The 16,677-nt window shown below is 69.5% G+C and carries 14 protein-coding genes; 7 read left to right on the top strand and 7 right to left on the bottom strand.

Annotated features, from left to right (window positions below):
- Window positions 1-68 precede the first annotated feature (68 nt).
- The 3 genes from E0H92_RS14675 to E0H92_RS14665 are packed head-to-tail and all read left to right on the top strand — an operon-like array spanning window position 69 to window position 2,850.
- Window positions 69-626: a HEAT repeat domain-containing protein gene (locus E0H92_RS14675; protein WP_131496635.1), complete on the top strand. Its 558-nt coding sequence runs from the start codon at window positions 69-71 to the stop codon at window positions 624-626.
- Window positions 607-1,179, top strand: coding sequence for a GNAT family N-acetyltransferase (locus E0H92_RS14670; protein WP_238152694.1), 573 nt, complete (start codon window positions 607-609; stop codon window positions 1,177-1,179). Before E0H92_RS14675 ends, E0H92_RS14670 begins: the two co-directional genes overlap by 20 nt.
- 33 nt (window positions 1,180-1,212) lie before the next feature.
- Complete coding sequence (locus tag E0H92_RS14665; protein ID WP_131462062.1) at window positions 1,213-2,850, top strand: alkaline phosphatase D family protein; 1,638 nt, start codon at window positions 1,213-1,215, stop codon at window positions 2,848-2,850.
- Between the two features lie 5 nt (window positions 2,851-2,855).
- Here the strand turns inward: E0H92_RS14665 and E0H92_RS14660 are convergent, their stop codons facing one another.
- Entirely contained in the window at window positions 2,856-3,272 is a 417-nt protein-coding gene (locus E0H92_RS14660) for an HIT family protein (protein WP_131462061.1), read from the bottom strand.
- Window positions 3,272-5,176 (bottom strand): Na+/H+ antiporter, encoded by a 1,905-nt coding sequence (locus E0H92_RS14655; protein ID WP_131462060.1) that lies wholly within the window; start codon window positions 5,174-5,176, stop codon window positions 3,272-3,274. The genes E0H92_RS14660 and E0H92_RS14655 overlap by 1 nt, the downstream gene beginning before the upstream one ends.
- Window positions 5,177-5,308: 132 nt before the next feature.
- Here E0H92_RS14655 and E0H92_RS14650 point away from each other — a divergent pair, with 132 nt between their 5' ends.
- Window positions 5,309-6,814, top strand: a complete 1,506-nt coding sequence (locus E0H92_RS14650) for a CocE/NonD family hydrolase (RefSeq protein WP_131496634.1) — start codon at window positions 5,309-5,311, stop codon at window positions 6,812-6,814.
- Window positions 6,815-6,871: 57 nt separating this feature from the next.
- Window positions 6,872-7,672: a CPBP family intramembrane glutamic endopeptidase gene (locus E0H92_RS14645; protein ID WP_131462058.1), complete on the top strand. Its 801-nt coding sequence runs from the start codon at window positions 6,872-6,874 to the stop codon at window positions 7,670-7,672.
- Here E0H92_RS14645 and E0H92_RS14640 read toward each other — a convergent pair.
- The 5 genes from E0H92_RS14640 to E0H92_RS14620 all read right to left on the bottom strand — a co-directional run bounded on the left by E0H92_RS14640 (window position 7,669) and on the right by E0H92_RS14620 (window position 13,294).
- On the bottom strand, window positions 7,669-9,324 hold the full coding sequence (locus tag E0H92_RS14640; RefSeq protein WP_131496633.1) for an alpha/beta fold hydrolase: 1,656 nt from the start codon (window positions 9,322-9,324) through the stop codon (window positions 7,669-7,671). The genes E0H92_RS14645 and E0H92_RS14640 overlap by 4 nt on opposite strands.
- A 95-nt stretch (window positions 9,325-9,419) precedes the next feature.
- Window positions 9,420-9,914, bottom strand: coding sequence for a ribonuclease FAU-1 family protein (locus E0H92_RS14635; RefSeq protein WP_131462056.1), 495 nt, complete (start codon window positions 9,912-9,914; stop codon window positions 9,420-9,422).
- A 25-nt stretch (window positions 9,915-9,939) separates the two neighbouring features.
- The gene (locus tag E0H92_RS14630; protein ID WP_131496632.1) at window positions 9,940-12,309 is read right to left on the bottom strand and encodes a DUF4132 domain-containing protein; all 2,370 of its coding nucleotides are present in this window, start codon (window positions 12,307-12,309) and stop codon (window positions 9,940-9,942) included.
- Window positions 12,310-12,311: 2 nt separating this feature from the next.
- Window positions 12,312-12,620, bottom strand: a complete 309-nt coding sequence (locus E0H92_RS14625; RefSeq protein ID WP_202873649.1) for a hypothetical protein — start codon at window positions 12,618-12,620, stop codon at window positions 12,312-12,314.
- A 173-nt stretch (window positions 12,621-12,793) separates the two neighbouring features.
- A complete protein-coding gene (locus tag E0H92_RS14620; protein WP_131295606.1) occupies window positions 12,794-13,294 on the bottom strand; it encodes a DUF402 domain-containing protein in 501 nt (166 codons plus the stop codon).
- Window positions 13,295-13,413: 119 nt separating this feature from the next.
- Here E0H92_RS14620 and dxs point away from each other — a divergent pair, with 119 nt between their 5' ends.
- The gene (gene dxs / locus E0H92_RS14615; protein WP_131496631.1) at window positions 13,414-15,276 is read left to right on the top strand and encodes a 1-deoxy-D-xylulose-5-phosphate synthase; all 1,863 of its coding nucleotides are present in this window, start codon (window positions 13,414-13,416) and stop codon (window positions 15,274-15,276) included.
- 9 nt (window positions 15,277-15,285) lie between these two features.
- Complete coding sequence (locus tag E0H92_RS14610) at window positions 15,286-16,620, top strand: hypothetical protein (protein ID WP_131496630.1); 1,335 nt, start codon at window positions 15,286-15,288, stop codon at window positions 16,618-16,620.
- Window positions 16,621-16,677: the final 57 nt, after the last annotated feature.

The raw sequence follows: 16,677 nt of genomic DNA, 5'->3' as shown, positions 1-16,677 counted from the left end.
AGGACTGGCGCAGCATCCAGTAGCCGCGGGTCACCGGAACTGTCGGTGGCCCGCGGTTTACTGATGTCATGGCCGACCGGGAGTCACCGCGCGACGTCGTGCGGGCCGCGTGCGCGACGTACGGCGAGGACGTCGTCGTCGACTGGTGCGTGGCGTTCTTGACCGGGGAGATCTCGGGGGAGGCGGCGTACGGCGCTGAGCTGCCGAAGCTGGTGGCGATCACCGGGTCGGAGAATCCGGGTGGGTGGAAGGCGCCTGTTGATCCGGTCAACTATTACTGGATCCGGGTCTGGGCGGCGCGGGTGTTCCTGTACGTGTGGCGGGACGACGTGGTGGACGCTCTTCAGCAGGTCGCGGACGATCCGGCGTGGCGGGTCCGGGAGCATGTCGCGCGGATCACCGCGCAGCGAGAGCTCGGGCAACTCGTCGACGCGCTGCTGCCGATGCTCGATCACGAGTTGCCGAGAGTCCGTACGGCGGCCGTTCGCGCGGTCGGCGCCGCGGGGGAGTACGAGCACGCTGCCGCGATCCAGGCCCTCGCCGACGATCCCGATCACACCGTCCGTGCCGCCGTCGAGCGTGCCCTCGCCAACCTGGAGACTCGCCTTGACCGACCCGTCCGCTGACCAGGACGTCAAATCCATCTCCGCGCGCGTCGCGACGGTGGCCGATGGGGCTGCTGTTGGGGAGGTGCATGCCGCGTCGTGGGGTGCTGCCTATGCGCCGCTCTTTGCTGCGGACGTTGCGCGGGAGGGGATTGCGAGCCGGCGGACCAGATGGCATGCGCGGCTCGAGGCCGGCGAGGGGCTCGTGATGCTCGGGTTCGTCGGTGGTCGGCCGCTCGCGATGTCCTGGTGTGAGCCGTCGGATACCCGCACCGGGTTCGCGGAGATCCACAGCTTCTACACGCATCCCGACGGCTGGGGGAGCGGTGTGTCCGCCGCGCTCATGACAGCCACCCTGGAACAGCTCCAAGCCGACGGATACGACCGCGTCCACCTCTGGACCCTGCGCGACACCCCACAGTCCCGCCGCTTCTACGCCAAGTGCGGCTTCGTCGAGACCGGCGCCACCCAGACCCGCGACTTCGGCGACGGCAACCCGCTGCCCCAGGTCGAGTACGAACGAGACCTATCCGCCGGCGATGCTCATGTCACCGATTGGCCATCCAGGCGTTAGCGTCCGCACATCGTTGGCGGGAACGGTCGGCGTATGCAGACCTCCCGTAGATCCGTCCTGAAGGCCGGCCTGGCTTCCACTGCGGCTGTGACCGGACTGACCGCGCCGCTGACCACGCCGACGACCGCGGCGGCGACGCCTGTCCGCCACGACCCGTTCACGCTCGGCGTCGCCAGCGGTGACCCGTGGCCCGACGGCTTCGTGCTGTGGACCCGGCTGGCCGTCGACCCGGTCGCCGAGAACGGCCTCGGTGGCATGCCGAACCGCCCGTACGCCGTCCAGTGGCAGGTCGCGACCGACGAGCGCTTCCGCCACGTCGTCAAGGCCGGCGTCGCCGTCGCCCGCCCGGAGCATGCCCACGCGGTCCACGTCACGATCCAGGGCCTGCGCCCCAGCAGCGAGTACTACTACCGCTTCCGCGCCGAGGGCTACGTGTCGCGCACCGGCCGGACGTTGACGGCACCGGCCCGCGGGACGACGCCGCAGGACCTCAACATGTCGTTCGTGTCCTGTTCGCAGTTCGAGCACGGATGGTTCACGGCGTACCGGCGACTGGCGGAGGACCGGCCGGACCTGGTCCTGCACCTCGGCGACTACCAGTACGAGTACACGAAGAACACGTACGTCGCGCCGGGTGGGAACGTCCGTGATCATGACGGGCCGGAGACGACCGACCTGGCGTCGTACCGGCAGCGGCACGCACAGTACAAGAGCGACCTGGACCTCCAGGCCGCGCACGCGGTCGCGCCGTGGCTGGTGGTCTGGGACGACCACGAGCTCGACAACAACTGGGCCGACGAGATCCCGGAGAAGCCCGAGGACGGCTTCCTCGACCGTCGCGCGGCGGCGTTCCAGGCGTACTACGAGAACATGCCGCTGCGCGCGACGTCCAAGCCGCGCGGGATTGACATGCAGCTGTACCGGCGCGCGCACTGGGGTGAGCTGGCGACGTTCCACATGCTCGACACCCGGCAGTACCGCGACGACCAGGGCTGCGGTGACGGGTACAAGGACTGCCCGGCCGCGGTCGACCCGAAGCGGTCGATCACCGGTGCGCGGCAGGAGGAGTGGCTGCTCGACGGCTTCCGCCGCTCGCGGGCGCGGTGGGACGTCCTCGGTCAGCAGGTGTTCTTCGCGCAGCGCGACAACAACCAGGGTCCGCTGAAGGTGACTTCGATGGACTCCTGGGACGGGTACGTCGCCTCGCGCGAGCGGATCACCCGTGGCTGGGTCGACGCCGGCGTCCGCAACGCCGTCGTACTGACCGGCGACGTGCACGCCCACTGGGCGTCGGACCTGAAGCTGGACTACGACGACCCGACGTCGGCCACGGTCGGCTCCGAGCTCGTCTGCTCGTCGATCAGCACCGGCGGCGACGGCGCGGACTCACCGACGACGGCGCACCCCTGGCTGACGTGGAACCCGCACCTGCGCTTCCAGAACAACCTGCGCGGGTACGTCAACACCACCATCACCCGCGAGTCGATGGTCGCCGACTTCCGCACCGTCCGTGCGGTGAAGACCAAGGACGCCGAGGTCTTCACCCGCGCACAGTTCACCATCGAGGACGGCAAGCCCGGCCTGCACCTGACCGGCGACACCCCTCCCGCGGCCGCACGCACCCTCAGCGCGACCGAGGACACGGTGGCGTGGGAGACCGCCCGCCCGTAGATCACTCAGTCACCAAGGGCGGCGCGTAGCTTCCCCGCGTACTCCTCGGCTTCGGCGGTGTCGGCGTACTTGGTGCGCGGCCAGAAGAAGCCGCGGAGGCCGTCGCCCTTGGTGCGGGGTACGACGTGGACGTGCAGGTGCGGCACCGACTGGGACACGACGTTGTTGACGGCAACGAACGAGCCCTGCGCGTCGAACGCGGTCCGTACGGCGCTCGCGACCGAGCGGGCCGCTCCGAACAGCGGGGCCATCACCTCGTCGGTCATCTCCACCATCGTCGGCACGTGCGTGCGCGGCACGAGCAGCGTGTGGCCCTTGAACACCGGCCGGATGTCGAGGAACCCGACGACGTCCGGTGTGTCCAGGACGATCTGCGCCGGCGTCGTACCGGCGACGATGGAACAGAACAAGCAATCCGCCATTAGCCCAGTTTCTCGTCCACGAAGCACCAGCGCCAAGTCTCGCCCGGTTCGAAGCTCCGCATCACCGGATGCCGGGTCTCGGCGTTGTGCTTGCTGGCGTGCTTCATCACCGACGAGTCGCAGCACCCGACGTGACCGCACCCCAGGCACAGCCGCAGGTGGACCCACGAACCGCCCTCGGCCAGGCACTCCTCGCAGCCGTCCGGGGTATTCGGCGTGACCACCACCGGCGCCTGCTCCAGGTGCTCGCACGCGCCGGCCTGCGTCTTCGGCCGAAGGTCCTCGGAGCGCCCGCCGACGTCGTCGTCCTCGTCGCGGTCCAGGATCGACTCCTCGATGTCGAGCGCGTTCTGCGCCCGCTGCAGCACCTCGTCTGCGACCAGGCCGGCGTCGCGGACCTTCAGGATGTGGGCGCGTTCGGCCTCGAGCATCGCGATCCGCAGCCGCCGGTACGCCTCGCTCGGCGTCTCGTACTCGGTCTCCGGCCGCCCCAGCCGCTCCCACGCGGCCTGTGCCCGCGCCTCACCCCGCTGGCGCAGTACGTCGAGGACCGCGGGCGGGTCGGTCGGCATGGAGATCTCGTCGAGCTTCGCGATCGCGGCCCGATGAGCTCCCTGCAGTACGGCGGCCTCCTGCAGCGCGTCCTCCGCGGGATCAGGTCCCGGCAGGCGCAGGCGACGTACCAGCCAGGGCAGCGTCGAGCCCTGGACGAGCAGCGTGCCCGCGGTGACTGCCAGGGCGATGAACACGAGGACTTCGCGATGCGGTGTGTTCTCGGGCAGCGTGAAGACCGCGGCCAGCGTGACCACGCCGCGCATCCCGGCCCACGACACCACGATCAGGGCGCGGCGCGACACCGGACCGGGGCGCGAGGGGCCGAGGAAGCGCCGGGACAGCAGCGTCGTCGGGATCACCCAGATCGGCCGCAGCAGCACCACCGCGACGAACACCGCCACCGTCGTGGTCGCGATCAGCCAGGTCGGCAGCGGGCTCTCGGTCAGGTCGTCGAGGATCCACCGGGTCTGCAGCCCGATCAGCAGGAAGACCGTGTTCTCCAGCAGGAACTGGAACGTCCGCCAGTTGGTCCGCTCCGACATCCGCGACTTCGCCGACTGGATGATCGGGGCCTTGTGGCCGAGGAACAGACCGGTGACGACCACCGCGAGTACGCCGGACGCGTGGATGTAGTGGTTCTCGGCCGCGATGTACGCGATGAACGGCGCGGTCAGGCTCAGGGTGGTGTCCAGCACCGGATCGGTGAACCGGCGGCGGATCTTGGCCAGCACGAACGTCACGACGATGCCGACCAGAACCCCGCCGCCGGCCGCTCGCAGGAAGTCCGCGCCGACGTCCCACACGGTCGGCGCGACCACGGCGGCGCCGATCGCGGTCCGCAGGCAGACCAGCGCGGTCGCGTCGTTCATCAGGCTCTCGCCCTCGAGGATCGTGACCACGCGGCGAGGCAGGCCGACCCGTTTGGCGATCGCGGTCGCGGCGACCGCGTCCGGCGGCGCGACGACCGCGCCGATCGCGAACGCGGCCCAGAACGGCAGCGGCTCCTGGCCGATCGACTCCGCCATCTGACCGAGCAGCCACCACGCGACGACGCCGACGCCGAGCGCGGTGAACGCGACCAGGCCGACGGACAGCAGCCCGATGGACCGCCGGTGCTTGGTGAAGTCGACCAGGCTGGTCTTGATCGCGGCCGAGTAGAGCAGCGGCGGCAGGAACCCGACCAGGACGACCTCGGGCTCGAGCTCGACGCGCGGGATGAACGGCAGGTACGACGCGGCGACCCCGATGACCACCAGCAGCAGAGGGGCCGAGATCCCTATCCGTCGCGCCAGCGCGGCGACCGCCGCTACGACGGCGACGAGGGCCACGACCTCGATCGCGATATGCACGGGCACAGTGTCGCAGTGCTGAGGCCGGATTCGCCCATCGGTTCGCGCACGGCTGAGCCTCGGCTCTGGCCAGCCGCAGACCTGTCCTCTAGCGTGTGCGAAGCGAGATCCGTCGATCACCTGGAGTGACAGATGCGTCGTGTGCTGGCTCTGCTCGGTGTCGTGGCACTGCTCATATCGCCGGTCGTTCCGGCCGCCGCCGCGAGCACGGTGACGAACGGATGTGTCGCGTCGGTCCCGGAGCCTGGTACGACGACGCCCGTACGGATCTGCTACTCGCTGTTCAAACCCGCGACCGCCTCGGCCCAGCACACCGTGCCGCTGATCTTCCACAGCCACGGCTGGGGCGGCAGCCGGACCACGGACCCGGCCGCCTTCAAGGCCTGGTTCGACGCGGGCTTCGGCGTCCTCAGCTTCGACCAGCGCAGCTTCGGCCAGAGCACCGGCGTCGCGCATGTGATGAACCCGGACTACGAGGGCCGCGACGTGGTGAAACTCGTCGACCTGGTCGCGGGCCTGGACTGGGTGACTAAGCAGGGCCCCGGCGATCCGCTGATCGGAGCCATCGGCGGGTCCTACGGCGGCGGGTACCAGTTCGCGGGCGCCTTCACCGAGCTCCGGGACAGCGGGCGGACCCGGTTCGACGCGCTCGCCCCGGAGATCACCTGGTGGGACCTCAAGCAGAGCCTCGCGCCGATGGAGGCCGCCCGGACGCTGTGGCTGACCAGCCTGTTCGCGGTCGGCGGCACGCACCTACCGCCGGCGGTGTCGGCGGCGTTCGTCCAGCTGATCGCGACCGGCGGGTGGCCGACCGGGAAGGCCGGGCGCGACCTCGACGCGTTCTTTGCGCACAACGGCCCCGCCTGGCACGTGCGGCAGGGGCGCAAGCTCGACATCCCGGTGCTGTTCGGCCAAGGCATCACCGACAACCTGTTCAACCTCAACCAGGGCCTCGCGAACTTCGACCGGGCGCTCACGGCCCGCGCCCGGGCCAAGTCGATCTTCGTCGGATACAACGGCGGCCACACGCTGCCCAGCGTCGTACCGCCGGGCTACGGGACGGCCGGCGACCCGTGCTCGATCACGCTCGGATCACCCAGTTTCTCGGGCCTGGCGCTCCGGTTCATGAGGCTGCGCCTTCTGCACCAGGAGACCGGGCTGAGCGGCTTCGGCGCGTACCACCTGTCGACCGCGGATGGCCGTTGCCTCACGCAACGGAATCTGACGCCGAACAAGCGGTACCAGCTCGGCAAGATCGTCACACCGACCGGCGTCGGTCTGCCCGTCAACCTGCCGATCGCGAAGGGCCCGATCACGATCGCCGGCACGCCCACGCTGACCGCCGACGTCTACACGGTCGTTCCGCGGTCGGCGGCGTACTTCGCGCTGAGTGTCGGCACAAACCCGCTCACCGCGAAGGTCGTGCAGAACAACACGATGCCGCTGCGCGAGAAGTCCACGGCCCGCGGCGTCCGGCGCACGATCGAGCTGCCCGCGATCGCGGTCGACGTCCCGGCCGGCCAGAACCTGTACCTGACGGTCGCGCCGGTCGCCGACATGTACGCCGGTCAGCGCGGCCCGCTCCCGGGCGTCATGATGCTCAAGAACGGCACCCTCAGGGTCCACGTGGCCGGGTAGGTCCCGTGTCAGAGCTGTGGCGGGTTCGTGTCAGGCCGGGCCGCGAACCTTCTGGACATGAACGAATCCACGCTCACCAAGCCCCGTCCGAAGTTCGTCGAGGTCCTCCTCGCCGACCAGCACTCGATCCCGCTGTCCATCGCGCTGCACCTGGTCCCCGGCGCACTGATCGTCGCCGTCTACGCCTTCGTCGCGGCGCCGCTCGTCCGGGCGATCGACTACCCGCCGTTCCTGGCCTGGGCGATCGCTCTGGCAGCGGTGCTCTTCCCGCTCCTGCTGGGCCTGGCCTGGCTGGGTAAGCAGGTCACCGGCCGCTACTGCCTTCGCGGCGGCGCCCTGAAGTACCTGGACCGCCCGGTCCCGCGCGGCAAGGTCACCGCGCTGATCATCTTCTGCCTGCTGTGGATGACCGTCCTCTCGCTCTCGCTGCTGCCGGTCGACAACTTCATGTACGACCACGTGTTCTCGTGGATCACCTACGAGGGCACCGGCGACAGCGCGACGTCGTACCTGAACGGCTACTCGCAGCAGAAGCTCCTGACCACCCTGCTGATCTGCGGCCCGTTCACCGGCTGGTTCCTGCCGCTCATCGAGGAGTACTACTTCCGCGGGTTCCTGCTGCCCCGGCTGGCGCGGCTGCGCGGATGGGCGCCGTTCTTCAACGTGTTCTTCTTCTCGGTGTACCACTTCTGGGCGCCGTGGACGGTCCTGTCCAAGCTCGTCTTCCTGTACCCGGGCGTGCACCTGGCCTGGAAGAAGCGCGACATCCGGATCTCGATCGGCATGCACCCCGGCTCGGCGCTGCTGATGACCGTCGTCGGTGTCATCGCCGTGGCGATGGGGCGGACCTCGCTCTAACTCGGGAGGACGACGACAACGGTGAACCAGGCGAGGCCGCCCAACCAGACCAGTCCGGCGGCGGCCGACCACCAGGAGCGTGCTTTGGTCCACCACGGCAGGGTGGCGACGAGCAGTACGCCGGTCCACGGGGCGAGGTGCGGTACGCCGAGGAGCAGGCGCGCCGGGAGTACGTCGTACTCGGACCAGAGCAACGCACCGAACGAACCGAGGAACAGCAGCCCTGCCAGCGCCGGCAGCACGTTCCACAGCCGCACCCGTCGGCGGACGACAGCGTGGACGATCCACCCGAGGATCCAGCCCACCACGAGAACCACGAAGAGCGCGGCCGGCACCATCGGCAGGTAGCCACCGGTCGCAGTCGCGGCGAGCCGGCTGGTCAGGTGCAGGTCACTCGGCCCCACAACCTGGTACGGCGGTTCGCCCTGGCACTGCTCCAGGGAGCGACCGTCGAGCCAGGCCGTGACGACAGTGCGGCCGCACCGACTCGACAGCACGACCGCGTGACCGATCCCGGCGAACTCGACGAACTGCCGGTGCGGAAGACCTGCCGACGCACTGTCCGCGGTCGCGGCCGGGGTGATCGGGTCCTGGACACCTGCAAGAACCAGTGTGGGTTGTGTGAAGCGGACCGGCGCGCGGGTGGTCGCGGGGGAGCGGGGGAGTCCGAGGCGACCGCACACCACGTCGTCCGCGGCGAGCCAGGCGATCACCGGGCGGGCGTGGCGAGCTCCCGCCGTACGGTAGGGGACCTCGTCCTGGCACTGCATGAGCCAGTACTGGCCGAGGTTGTGGCTGACCAGTTCACCGATGCCGACGGCAACCAACGTGTTCAGGGCGCCGTACTTGCCGGCAGCGAGTTGGTGGAGCAGCAGCGGGAGGATCGGGAGCAGGTCGACTTCGTACGCTGCGGAGTGCACGAGTGTCACGAGGTCGTCGCCCGTGAGGCGGTACGTGCGGGGCTCGTTCGTCACGGGGTTGTGGCCGGGGACAGCCTGCGGGTGCGCGTCGAGTTGGGCGGCGGCCTTGGTCAGGTCGGCGTACGCAGCGGGGCCCAGGCTGGTGCGGAGGCCGTCGTACCCGTTCTGGGCGAAATCGACGGACGGCGGGCTGAACGAGTCGAGGACGACGGCGTCGACGCCGGCCGGGTCGAGGGCGGCGAGCTGCGCCATCACTCCGGTGGACCAGGACAGGCCGTACAGCGACCAGTGCTCGTAGCCGAGTGCCACGCGGAGGTCCCGAAGGTCGAGCGCCGCGTTGCGCGCCGTGTAGCCCCGCGGGTCGCCGGGGAAGTTCTTGAGGCAGGTCTGCATCGCATCGGCGACGGTGTCCGCCTCGGCGTACGGGTCCTCGGTGTGCGTGAACATGTCCGCGAACCGCTTGTCCGCCTCGGGGCAGTCCAGGTCAGGGTCCGACCGGTCTCCGCCGCGTTGCTCCAGCAGTACGACGTTCCGGTCGCGGACCAGGTCGGCGAAGAAGAACGCGAGCTGGATCGTGCCGGAGCCGGGGCCGCCGCCCATGAAGACCAGTGGCGGCTTCTTGACAGCGTCGCGCGCCGGTACGACGACGTACGGGATCTTGATCGTGCGCGTGGTCGGGACGTCCCGGTTCTCGGGGACCTCGAGACGGCCGCAGCGAGCACCTGACGGCACCTGGACCAGACAGTCCTCCGATGGCACTGCTGCCGGCGTCGGTGGTGTGAGAAGTGCAAGGAGTGTCGCGACCGCCCCCAGTCCGCGCACCCGAGTTATCTGATCTTGTCGAGGTGGGTCTTGTACACGGTCAGGAACGGCTCCTCGGTGGCGACGGCCTGCACGAGCCAGTCACAGGTCTGTCGCGCGGTGGCGATCACGTCCGGCGGGTAGCCGTACTTCACCTGGTGCTCGGCGAACTCGTCCTCGTCGTCGATGAACACGGTCCCGTCGCGGCGCTTGATCACGTCCAGGTCGAGGTCGATCATCGTCAGCACGTCCTCGGAGAACTCGACCGGCGTGGTGATGTCCGCGTAGATCTCGGTGTACCGCGGCTCGTCGTTGAAGATCGCCGTGAACCACTTGTCCCGCGGGAACAGCTGCACATGCGCCTGCTCCTGGGTCACCACCGGCTCGTCCCCGCGCTGCGACACGGACCCCGCCGGGGCGCCCAGCCAGACGCCGTACTCGTCCTCGCCCAGATAGCGCATCCACTGATGCCAGTGCAGCTTCTCGTCGAACTTGCGATAGACCACCCGCACATCACGCATGACCCCCAACCTATCGGCCGCCGGGTCAGCGGCGGTTGATCTGGGCGGTGATCGTGGGGTCCTTGATCGTGGTGTCGTTCGCGAGCAGGAACGCCTTGCTGAGCACCATGCTGAGGACGGGGTCGTCGTCGAAGGGCAGGAACAGTTTCTGCGCCTGGCCGCCGGGAGCGGCGACGATGCACAGGTACTGGTCGTTCGGCGACATCAGGATGTTGCCGCTGCCCAGATGGATCCGGTACGTCCGCAGGTCGCCGCGCACCGTGAGGTACCGGTCCTCGAACGCGCACCGGTCGGCGATGGCCAGCCGCGGGACGAGCTGTTCGAGCACCTCGCGGCGGATCTCGCCGGCCGCCGACAGCTCGCCGAAACCGAACGTGTGCCAGTACGTCTCGAACCGGCGCTCGGTCCCGCGGTCGAGCCACTCCGGATCAGCCCCGATCGACGTGACGCCGACGAACAGGTCGACGTCCCGCAGCGCCTCGGTCAGAACGAGCGGCGGTACGTCGGTGAGCGGGATCGAGTCCTCGGTCCGGGCATCGGCGAACCGCACCTGATCGCTGGTGCAGTACGTGTAGAGCTCGGTCGCTCCCACCTGCAGGTCGCGGACCGGGTCGAAGTGGAACTCGGCCCGGATCCCGGCTGCCTCGAACGTACGCCGGGCGACGCCGTTCTCGATCCCGTCGTCCCACCACGCGACCGCGACGGGCGCCCAGCCCCGGCCCTTCATCAACGCACGGGCCTGGACCTGCCCGAACACGTGACCGGCAAACCGGTTCGAGTACAGGCGGGTTTCCTCCTCGGCCGGCGTCAGCGCGTAGAGCTCGCGGAACGCCTGCTTGAACGGCTGAACGACCTGCTGCCCGAGCAGGTACTGGCGCCAGGCGCGTACGTCGTCGGCGGAGGCGTGGATCGGGTGCCAGAGCCGCACCTCGGCACCCGGTGGGATCTCGGCCTGCTGGCTCGAACTCGTGACCAGCGTCGTGGCATCGAGCGGGATTCCGACGACGTCTGGTCCGTCTGGAGCGCTGAAGACCCAGACCAGCGTGCGGGTCATCCGGCCGGTGACCGGATGGTCCAGATACCAGGAGCGCCAGTCCTCTAGCGGCCAGCGGCGGTCCGTTGACATCAGGCCGTCCAGCCGTACCCGCTCGCCGGCGATCGTCTTGCGGATCGCCTTGAGCCGGTCGCGGATCGCCGCGAGCGCTTCGGCGTCGGCCCGCTTGATGTCCGGCGGTACCGACTTCCGTGGCTTCCGGTTCTCGTCGACGTACACGAGTGAGGCCGTTCGACCGTCCACGACGATCTCGACTGCTCCGCGCGACAGCTTCGTCAGACGGTTGGCGTCGAGGTCGTGGGTCTCGACGGCGCGTTCCAGCAGTTGGTCGCGGGTCAGTCCCTGCGCGGCGGCCAGCGCGTCGATGGCCTTGCGGACCTGCCGCAGCAGCGTCCCGTGCCGCACGGACCGTTCGAGTGCGAGCAGTTCGGTGATCGACGGCGGCCCGCCGATGTCGGCCATCGCCTGCGCCGACGAGTTCGCGAGCCGGAGGGTTCGAGGATTGCCGTACTGACCTCCGATCACGGTCACCGACTTGACCGCGAGCCGCCGAAGCCGCGACAGGAGCGCCGGGTCCTGCAGTACACCGGCGACCGCGACGACTCCGCACAGGAAGGACTCGTTACCGTCGTTGGCATAGGTGTACGTCGAGGCGTCGGCCGCGTCGAGCGCCGCATCCAGGAGTGCGCCGATCAGACTCACGGACAACTGGCTGGTCGCGCGCTCGGCCTCGGTCAGCCACTTCTTCGACGGCCGGCCGGTACCGGGAAACGCCGCGAGGACGTCCAAGGCCGTGGCCAGCACCTCGGCCGGTTCGGCGGCCGACTCGAACGCGCTGCGCAGCCGCGGGCCGACGTCGTCGGTCGCGTCGATCAGGTCGAGGCGGAGCCCGTCGTCAGGCCCGACCAGCTTTCTCAGCCTGGTCGCCGCCGCAGCGTCCTGCAGCTCATCGGCCGCCCGCCCGATGAGTGGCTTCAACCGCTGCTGCTCCGCGCCGGGCAGGGCTGTGTACGCATGCTCGATCTGGCGACTCACCGCACGGAGGGCCTCGCTGCCCCACCAGGCCTGGGGGTTCTCGGGTTCGCGGAGCCGCGGCGTCAGCAACCGCTCGATGTGCTCCGCCGACAGTGGGAGCCTTTTGCGCGCAACCACCGACAGCAGTTGGCTGCAGTCGTAGCCGTCGACGTTCTCGGAAACGATCAGAACGCACTCTCGCCGCAGTCCGTCCGGGGCGTTCTGGATCGCTTGGATCTCCGGCATCGCCCGGACCTCCGCGTCGAGCGGTACCGAACGACTGCGAAGGGCGCGGAACGCGTCCGCGACCAGTGATGCAGCGTCCACGCTCAGCCACCGGCCAGCTGGACCAGGCGGACGAAGCGGATGTCGGAGTCCGCGGTCAGCTCGAGCTCCTCGTCGAGCTCGGTCACCTGCCGGTCGTCGACCAGCACGAAGAACCCGTTCCGCCCGAACGCCTCGACGGCCCGATCGGCCTGCCGCTCCCAGTCGCGCTGACGCTCCTTCGCGACCTCCTCCCGGACCCGAGTCCGGATCAGGTCGCGCAGCGTGATGCTGCTCGAGATCCCTTCCAGCCAGGTCGTCGTACCGACCTGCCCCGCCCCCGACACCTCAACGATCTTCACCGTGATCCCCACCGCCGCAGCATAGTCAGCCGCCGGGCTCAGCGCGCCTGCAACTTCCTGCAACTTTGCTCTGGGGAGTGGACCGATCGCGGAATGCGACGGAGCATGGTGGGGTGCCGGCCCAGAGGTCGTCATCGGGACCGGCTCTCGTTGGTTCAGGGGGGCTCCTAGCCGACGGGAGCCGGTCACCGCCCCAGCGTGCGGATCTGTTCGAGGTACGGCTTGTACGCCGTCACGAACGGTTCCTCGGTGCTGATGGTGGCGGCGAGGTGGTCACAGGTCGCCCGGGCGGTCGCGATCACCTGCGGCGGGTAGTTGTAGCGGACCTGGTGCTCGTGGAACTCGTCCTCGTCCATCACGCGCACGGTGCCGTCCCGGAGCAGCCGGATGTCGAGGTCGAGGTCGACGGTGGTGACCGAGTCGACGCCGAACTCGGCCGGCATCGTGATGTCGCAGTAGATCGCGGTCTGGTGCGGCTCGTCGTTGAACAGCGCGCTCCACCACTGACCGTGCGGGAACAGCCGGACCCGGTGGTGGTCGATCGTGGTCCAGCTGCCGTCGGCGCGCTGCCCGCGGGTCCCCGGGGCGGAGCCGACCCAGAGGCCGTGCTCGTCCTCGCCGAGCCGGACCGCCTCGACCAGGCGATGCGGCTGCCCGTCGTACTTCCGGAACAGGGTCCTCACCATCTCCACCCGATCACCCTAAGTGAGACCTGCCACACCTCCGAACAAGCCACACCCGGTCAGCGTCTTGAAGTCCGAGATATAGACTCAAGCCTTCGAGGACGACCCGCGGGAGGAGCTCGATGCGCGTGCTGGAGACGGTGGAGGGTCCGGCCGACCTCAAGAAGCTGACCGATCAGCAGCTGACCGATCTGGCGACCGAGATCCGGGACGTGCTGGTCGAGACCGTCACGCGGACCGGGGGCCACCTCGGCCCGAACCTCGGCATGGTCGAGATCACCCTGGCGATGCACCGGGTGTTCGACTCCCCGCGGGACCGGCTCCTGTTCGACATCGGCCACCAGGCGTACGTGCACAAACTCGTCACCGGCCGGACGGGGGAGTTCGGCACGCTCCGTCAGCAGGGCGGCCTGTCCGGGTACCCGAGCCAGGCCGAGTCCGAGCACGACGTGATCGAGAACTGCCACGCCTCGACCGCCCTCTCGTACGCCGACGGTCTGGCCAAGGCGTACCGGGTCCGCGGCGAGGACCGGCACGTGGTCGCGGTGATCGGCGACGGCGCGCTGACCGGCGGGATGGCCTGGGAGGCGCTGAACAACATCGCCGCCGCCAAGGACCTGAACCTCGTCATCATCGTCAACGACAACGGCCGGTCGTACAGCCCGACCGTCGGCGGTCTCGCGACCCACCTGACCAGCCTGCGGACCAACCCGCGGTACGAGAAGGTCCTCGACCTGATCAAGAAGAACCTCGGCCGGACGCCGTACGTCGGTCCGCCGATGTACGAGGTGCTGCACGGCGTCAAGAAGGGCCTGAAGGACATGCTCGCCCCGCAGGGCATGTTCGAGGACCTCGGCCTCAAGTACGTCGGCCCGGTCGACGGTCACGACCGGCACGCGCTCGAGGACGCGCTGCGCAGCGCGAAGGCGTTCGGCGGCCCGGTGATCGTCCACGCGGTGACCAAGAAGGGCTTCGGGTACGCCGCCGCCGAGCAGGACGAGGAGGACAACCTCCACCAGATCCGCCCGGTCAACAAGCCGCGCGGCTGGACGGACGTGTTCTCCGACGAGCTGGTGAAGATCGGCCACCGGCGGCCGGACGTGGTGGCGATCACCGCGGCGATGCTGCACCCGACCGGTCTCGCGCCGTTCGCGGAGGAGTTCCCGGACCGGATCTTCGACGTCGGTATCGCCGAGCAGCACGCGGTGACCAGCGCCGCGGGCCTCGCGCTGGGCGGCCTGCACCCGGTCGTCGGGCTCTACTCGACCTTCCTGAACCGGGCCTTCGACCAGCTGCTGCTGGACGTCGCACTGCACAAGTGCGGCGTGACGTTCGTCCTCGACCGTGCGGGTGTCACTGGTGATGACGGCCCGACCCACAACGGCATCTACGACATGTCGCTGGCCAACCTCGTCCCCGGGCTGCGCCTTGCCGCGCCGCGGGACGGCAAGCGGGTCCAGGAGCTGCTGAACGAGGCCATCGAGATCGAGGACGGCCCGACGGCGCTGCGGTACGCGAAGGGCGAGGTGTTCCCGGACATCGAGGCGATCGACCGCGTCGGGCAGATCGACGTACTGCACCGCTCCGGTCAGGACGTGCTGCTGGTCGGCATCGGTTCGATGGCGGCGACCGCGATGGACGTCGCGCAGCGCTTGGACGCGCACGGCTTCGGCGTCACCGTGGTCGACCCGCGCTGGGTGAAGCCGGTGGACCCGCAGCTGGTCGAGCTGGCCAAGGACTTCGCGCTGGTCGCGACCATCGAGGACAACGGCCGCGCGGGCGGCTGCGGTACGACGATCGCGCAGGCCCTGCGCGATGCCGGCGTCGAGACCCCGTTCCGCGACTTCGGCGTACCGCAGGAGTTCCTCGAGCACGCCAAGCGCGCCGCCGTACTGCAGGCGATCGGGCTCACCGGCCAAGAGGTGGCGCGGGAGATCACCGAGCAGCTCACGCAGCACGCAGCAGCAGCTCTCCCGGGTACGTAGCAGGGGACCGTGGCTGAGGCAGGGCGGCACAGCCGGCACGCGGCCACGCGCCGGCGATCACGAGTCTGGCCCGTCCTGCTGTCGCTTGTCCTGGTAGCGGCCGCGGTGGCCGGCGGCCTCGCCCTGCATCGTTCGAGCCAGACCGACGGCCGCGCTGCCGATGCCGCTACCAGCACGCCGACGGTTGACCAGGCCGCGCGGTCTGCGGCCGTGGACCAGGTGCTGCAGCGCCGGTCGCAGGCCGTCCTGGCCGGTAACGAGCAGGCGTTCCTCGCCGACGTCGACCCCGGCAACAAGCGGCTCGTCGCGAGCCAGCGCACGCTGTTCACGAACCTCCGCCAGTTCGGTTTCGCGAAGCTGACCTACCAGCAGCTGGCCCAGCAGTACGACGACACGATCGCCCAGAAGTACGGCCCGTCGACGTACCTGGTGGCCGTCGCGATGACCTACCAGATCCGCAGCATCGACCTGGTCCCGGTGCGCGCCATGCTCGGCTACACGTTCACGCAGCGGCCCAACGGCACCTGGATGCTGGTCTCCGACTCCGATCTCGACAAGCGCCTGCCGCGCGGTTCGCACCAGGAAGCGTGGGACATGGACGCGGTCCTCGTGAAGCGTGCCGCCCGCGTTCTCGTGGTCGTGGAGAAGGGCCAGGACGCGCTTGCGGACAAGCTGGTCACGATGTCGCTCAGTGCGGTGCAGGCGGTCTCGAAGCGCTGGCCCGGCGGCTGGAACGGCTCCGGCGTGGTGATCGCGCTCGACGACAAGGTCGTCCGCGGCGCCGACTACTCGCAGCCGAAGAACGCCGAGGACGCGCTCGCGATGGCGACCTGGGTGTATCGCACGCTGCCCGGCGAGGTCACCGGCGAAGGACAGCGCGCCGACTCGTACGTCGTCGTGAACCCGCACAACCGGAACAAGGTCGACGCCCGCACGCTGGCCCACGAGTTCACCCACGTCGCCACCGCGCCGTACGGCCCGTACGCACCACGCTGGCTGGTCGAGGGCGCCGCGACGTACCTCGAGTTCCTGCCGATGGACGGGCAGAAGGATCTCGCGATCCCGCAGTACCGGCTGGACGTGCGGACGAAGTACCTCGCGAAGGCGAAGAGCCTGCCTGCCGACGCCACGTTCTTCGACCAGGCCGACAGCTCGTACCCGCTGTCCTGGCTGGCGCTCGACTACCTGTTCACGCGGTTCGGCGGCGTCGAGGTCGGCACGCTGTACCGCGAGCTGGCCGCGCTCGGCACGACCCAGAAGGAACGCGACCGGATCATGCTCGAGCATCTCGGGATGACCGAGGCGGGACTTTTCCGCGCGCTCAAGGCCGCAGCGGCAGCGTAAAGCGCGAGGGTCGAGTAGGGTAGCCCGGCTGCGACCACCCGGGTACTCGGAGGGAAC

This window comes from Kribbella speibonae, from assembly GCF_004331375.1.
GTDB lineage: Bacteria > Actinomycetota > Actinomycetes > Propionibacteriales > Kribbellaceae > Kribbella > Kribbella sindirgiensis.
The sequence above is the reverse complement of the archived record's forward strand: the minus strand, read 5'-3'. Positions and strand labels throughout refer to the sequence as shown.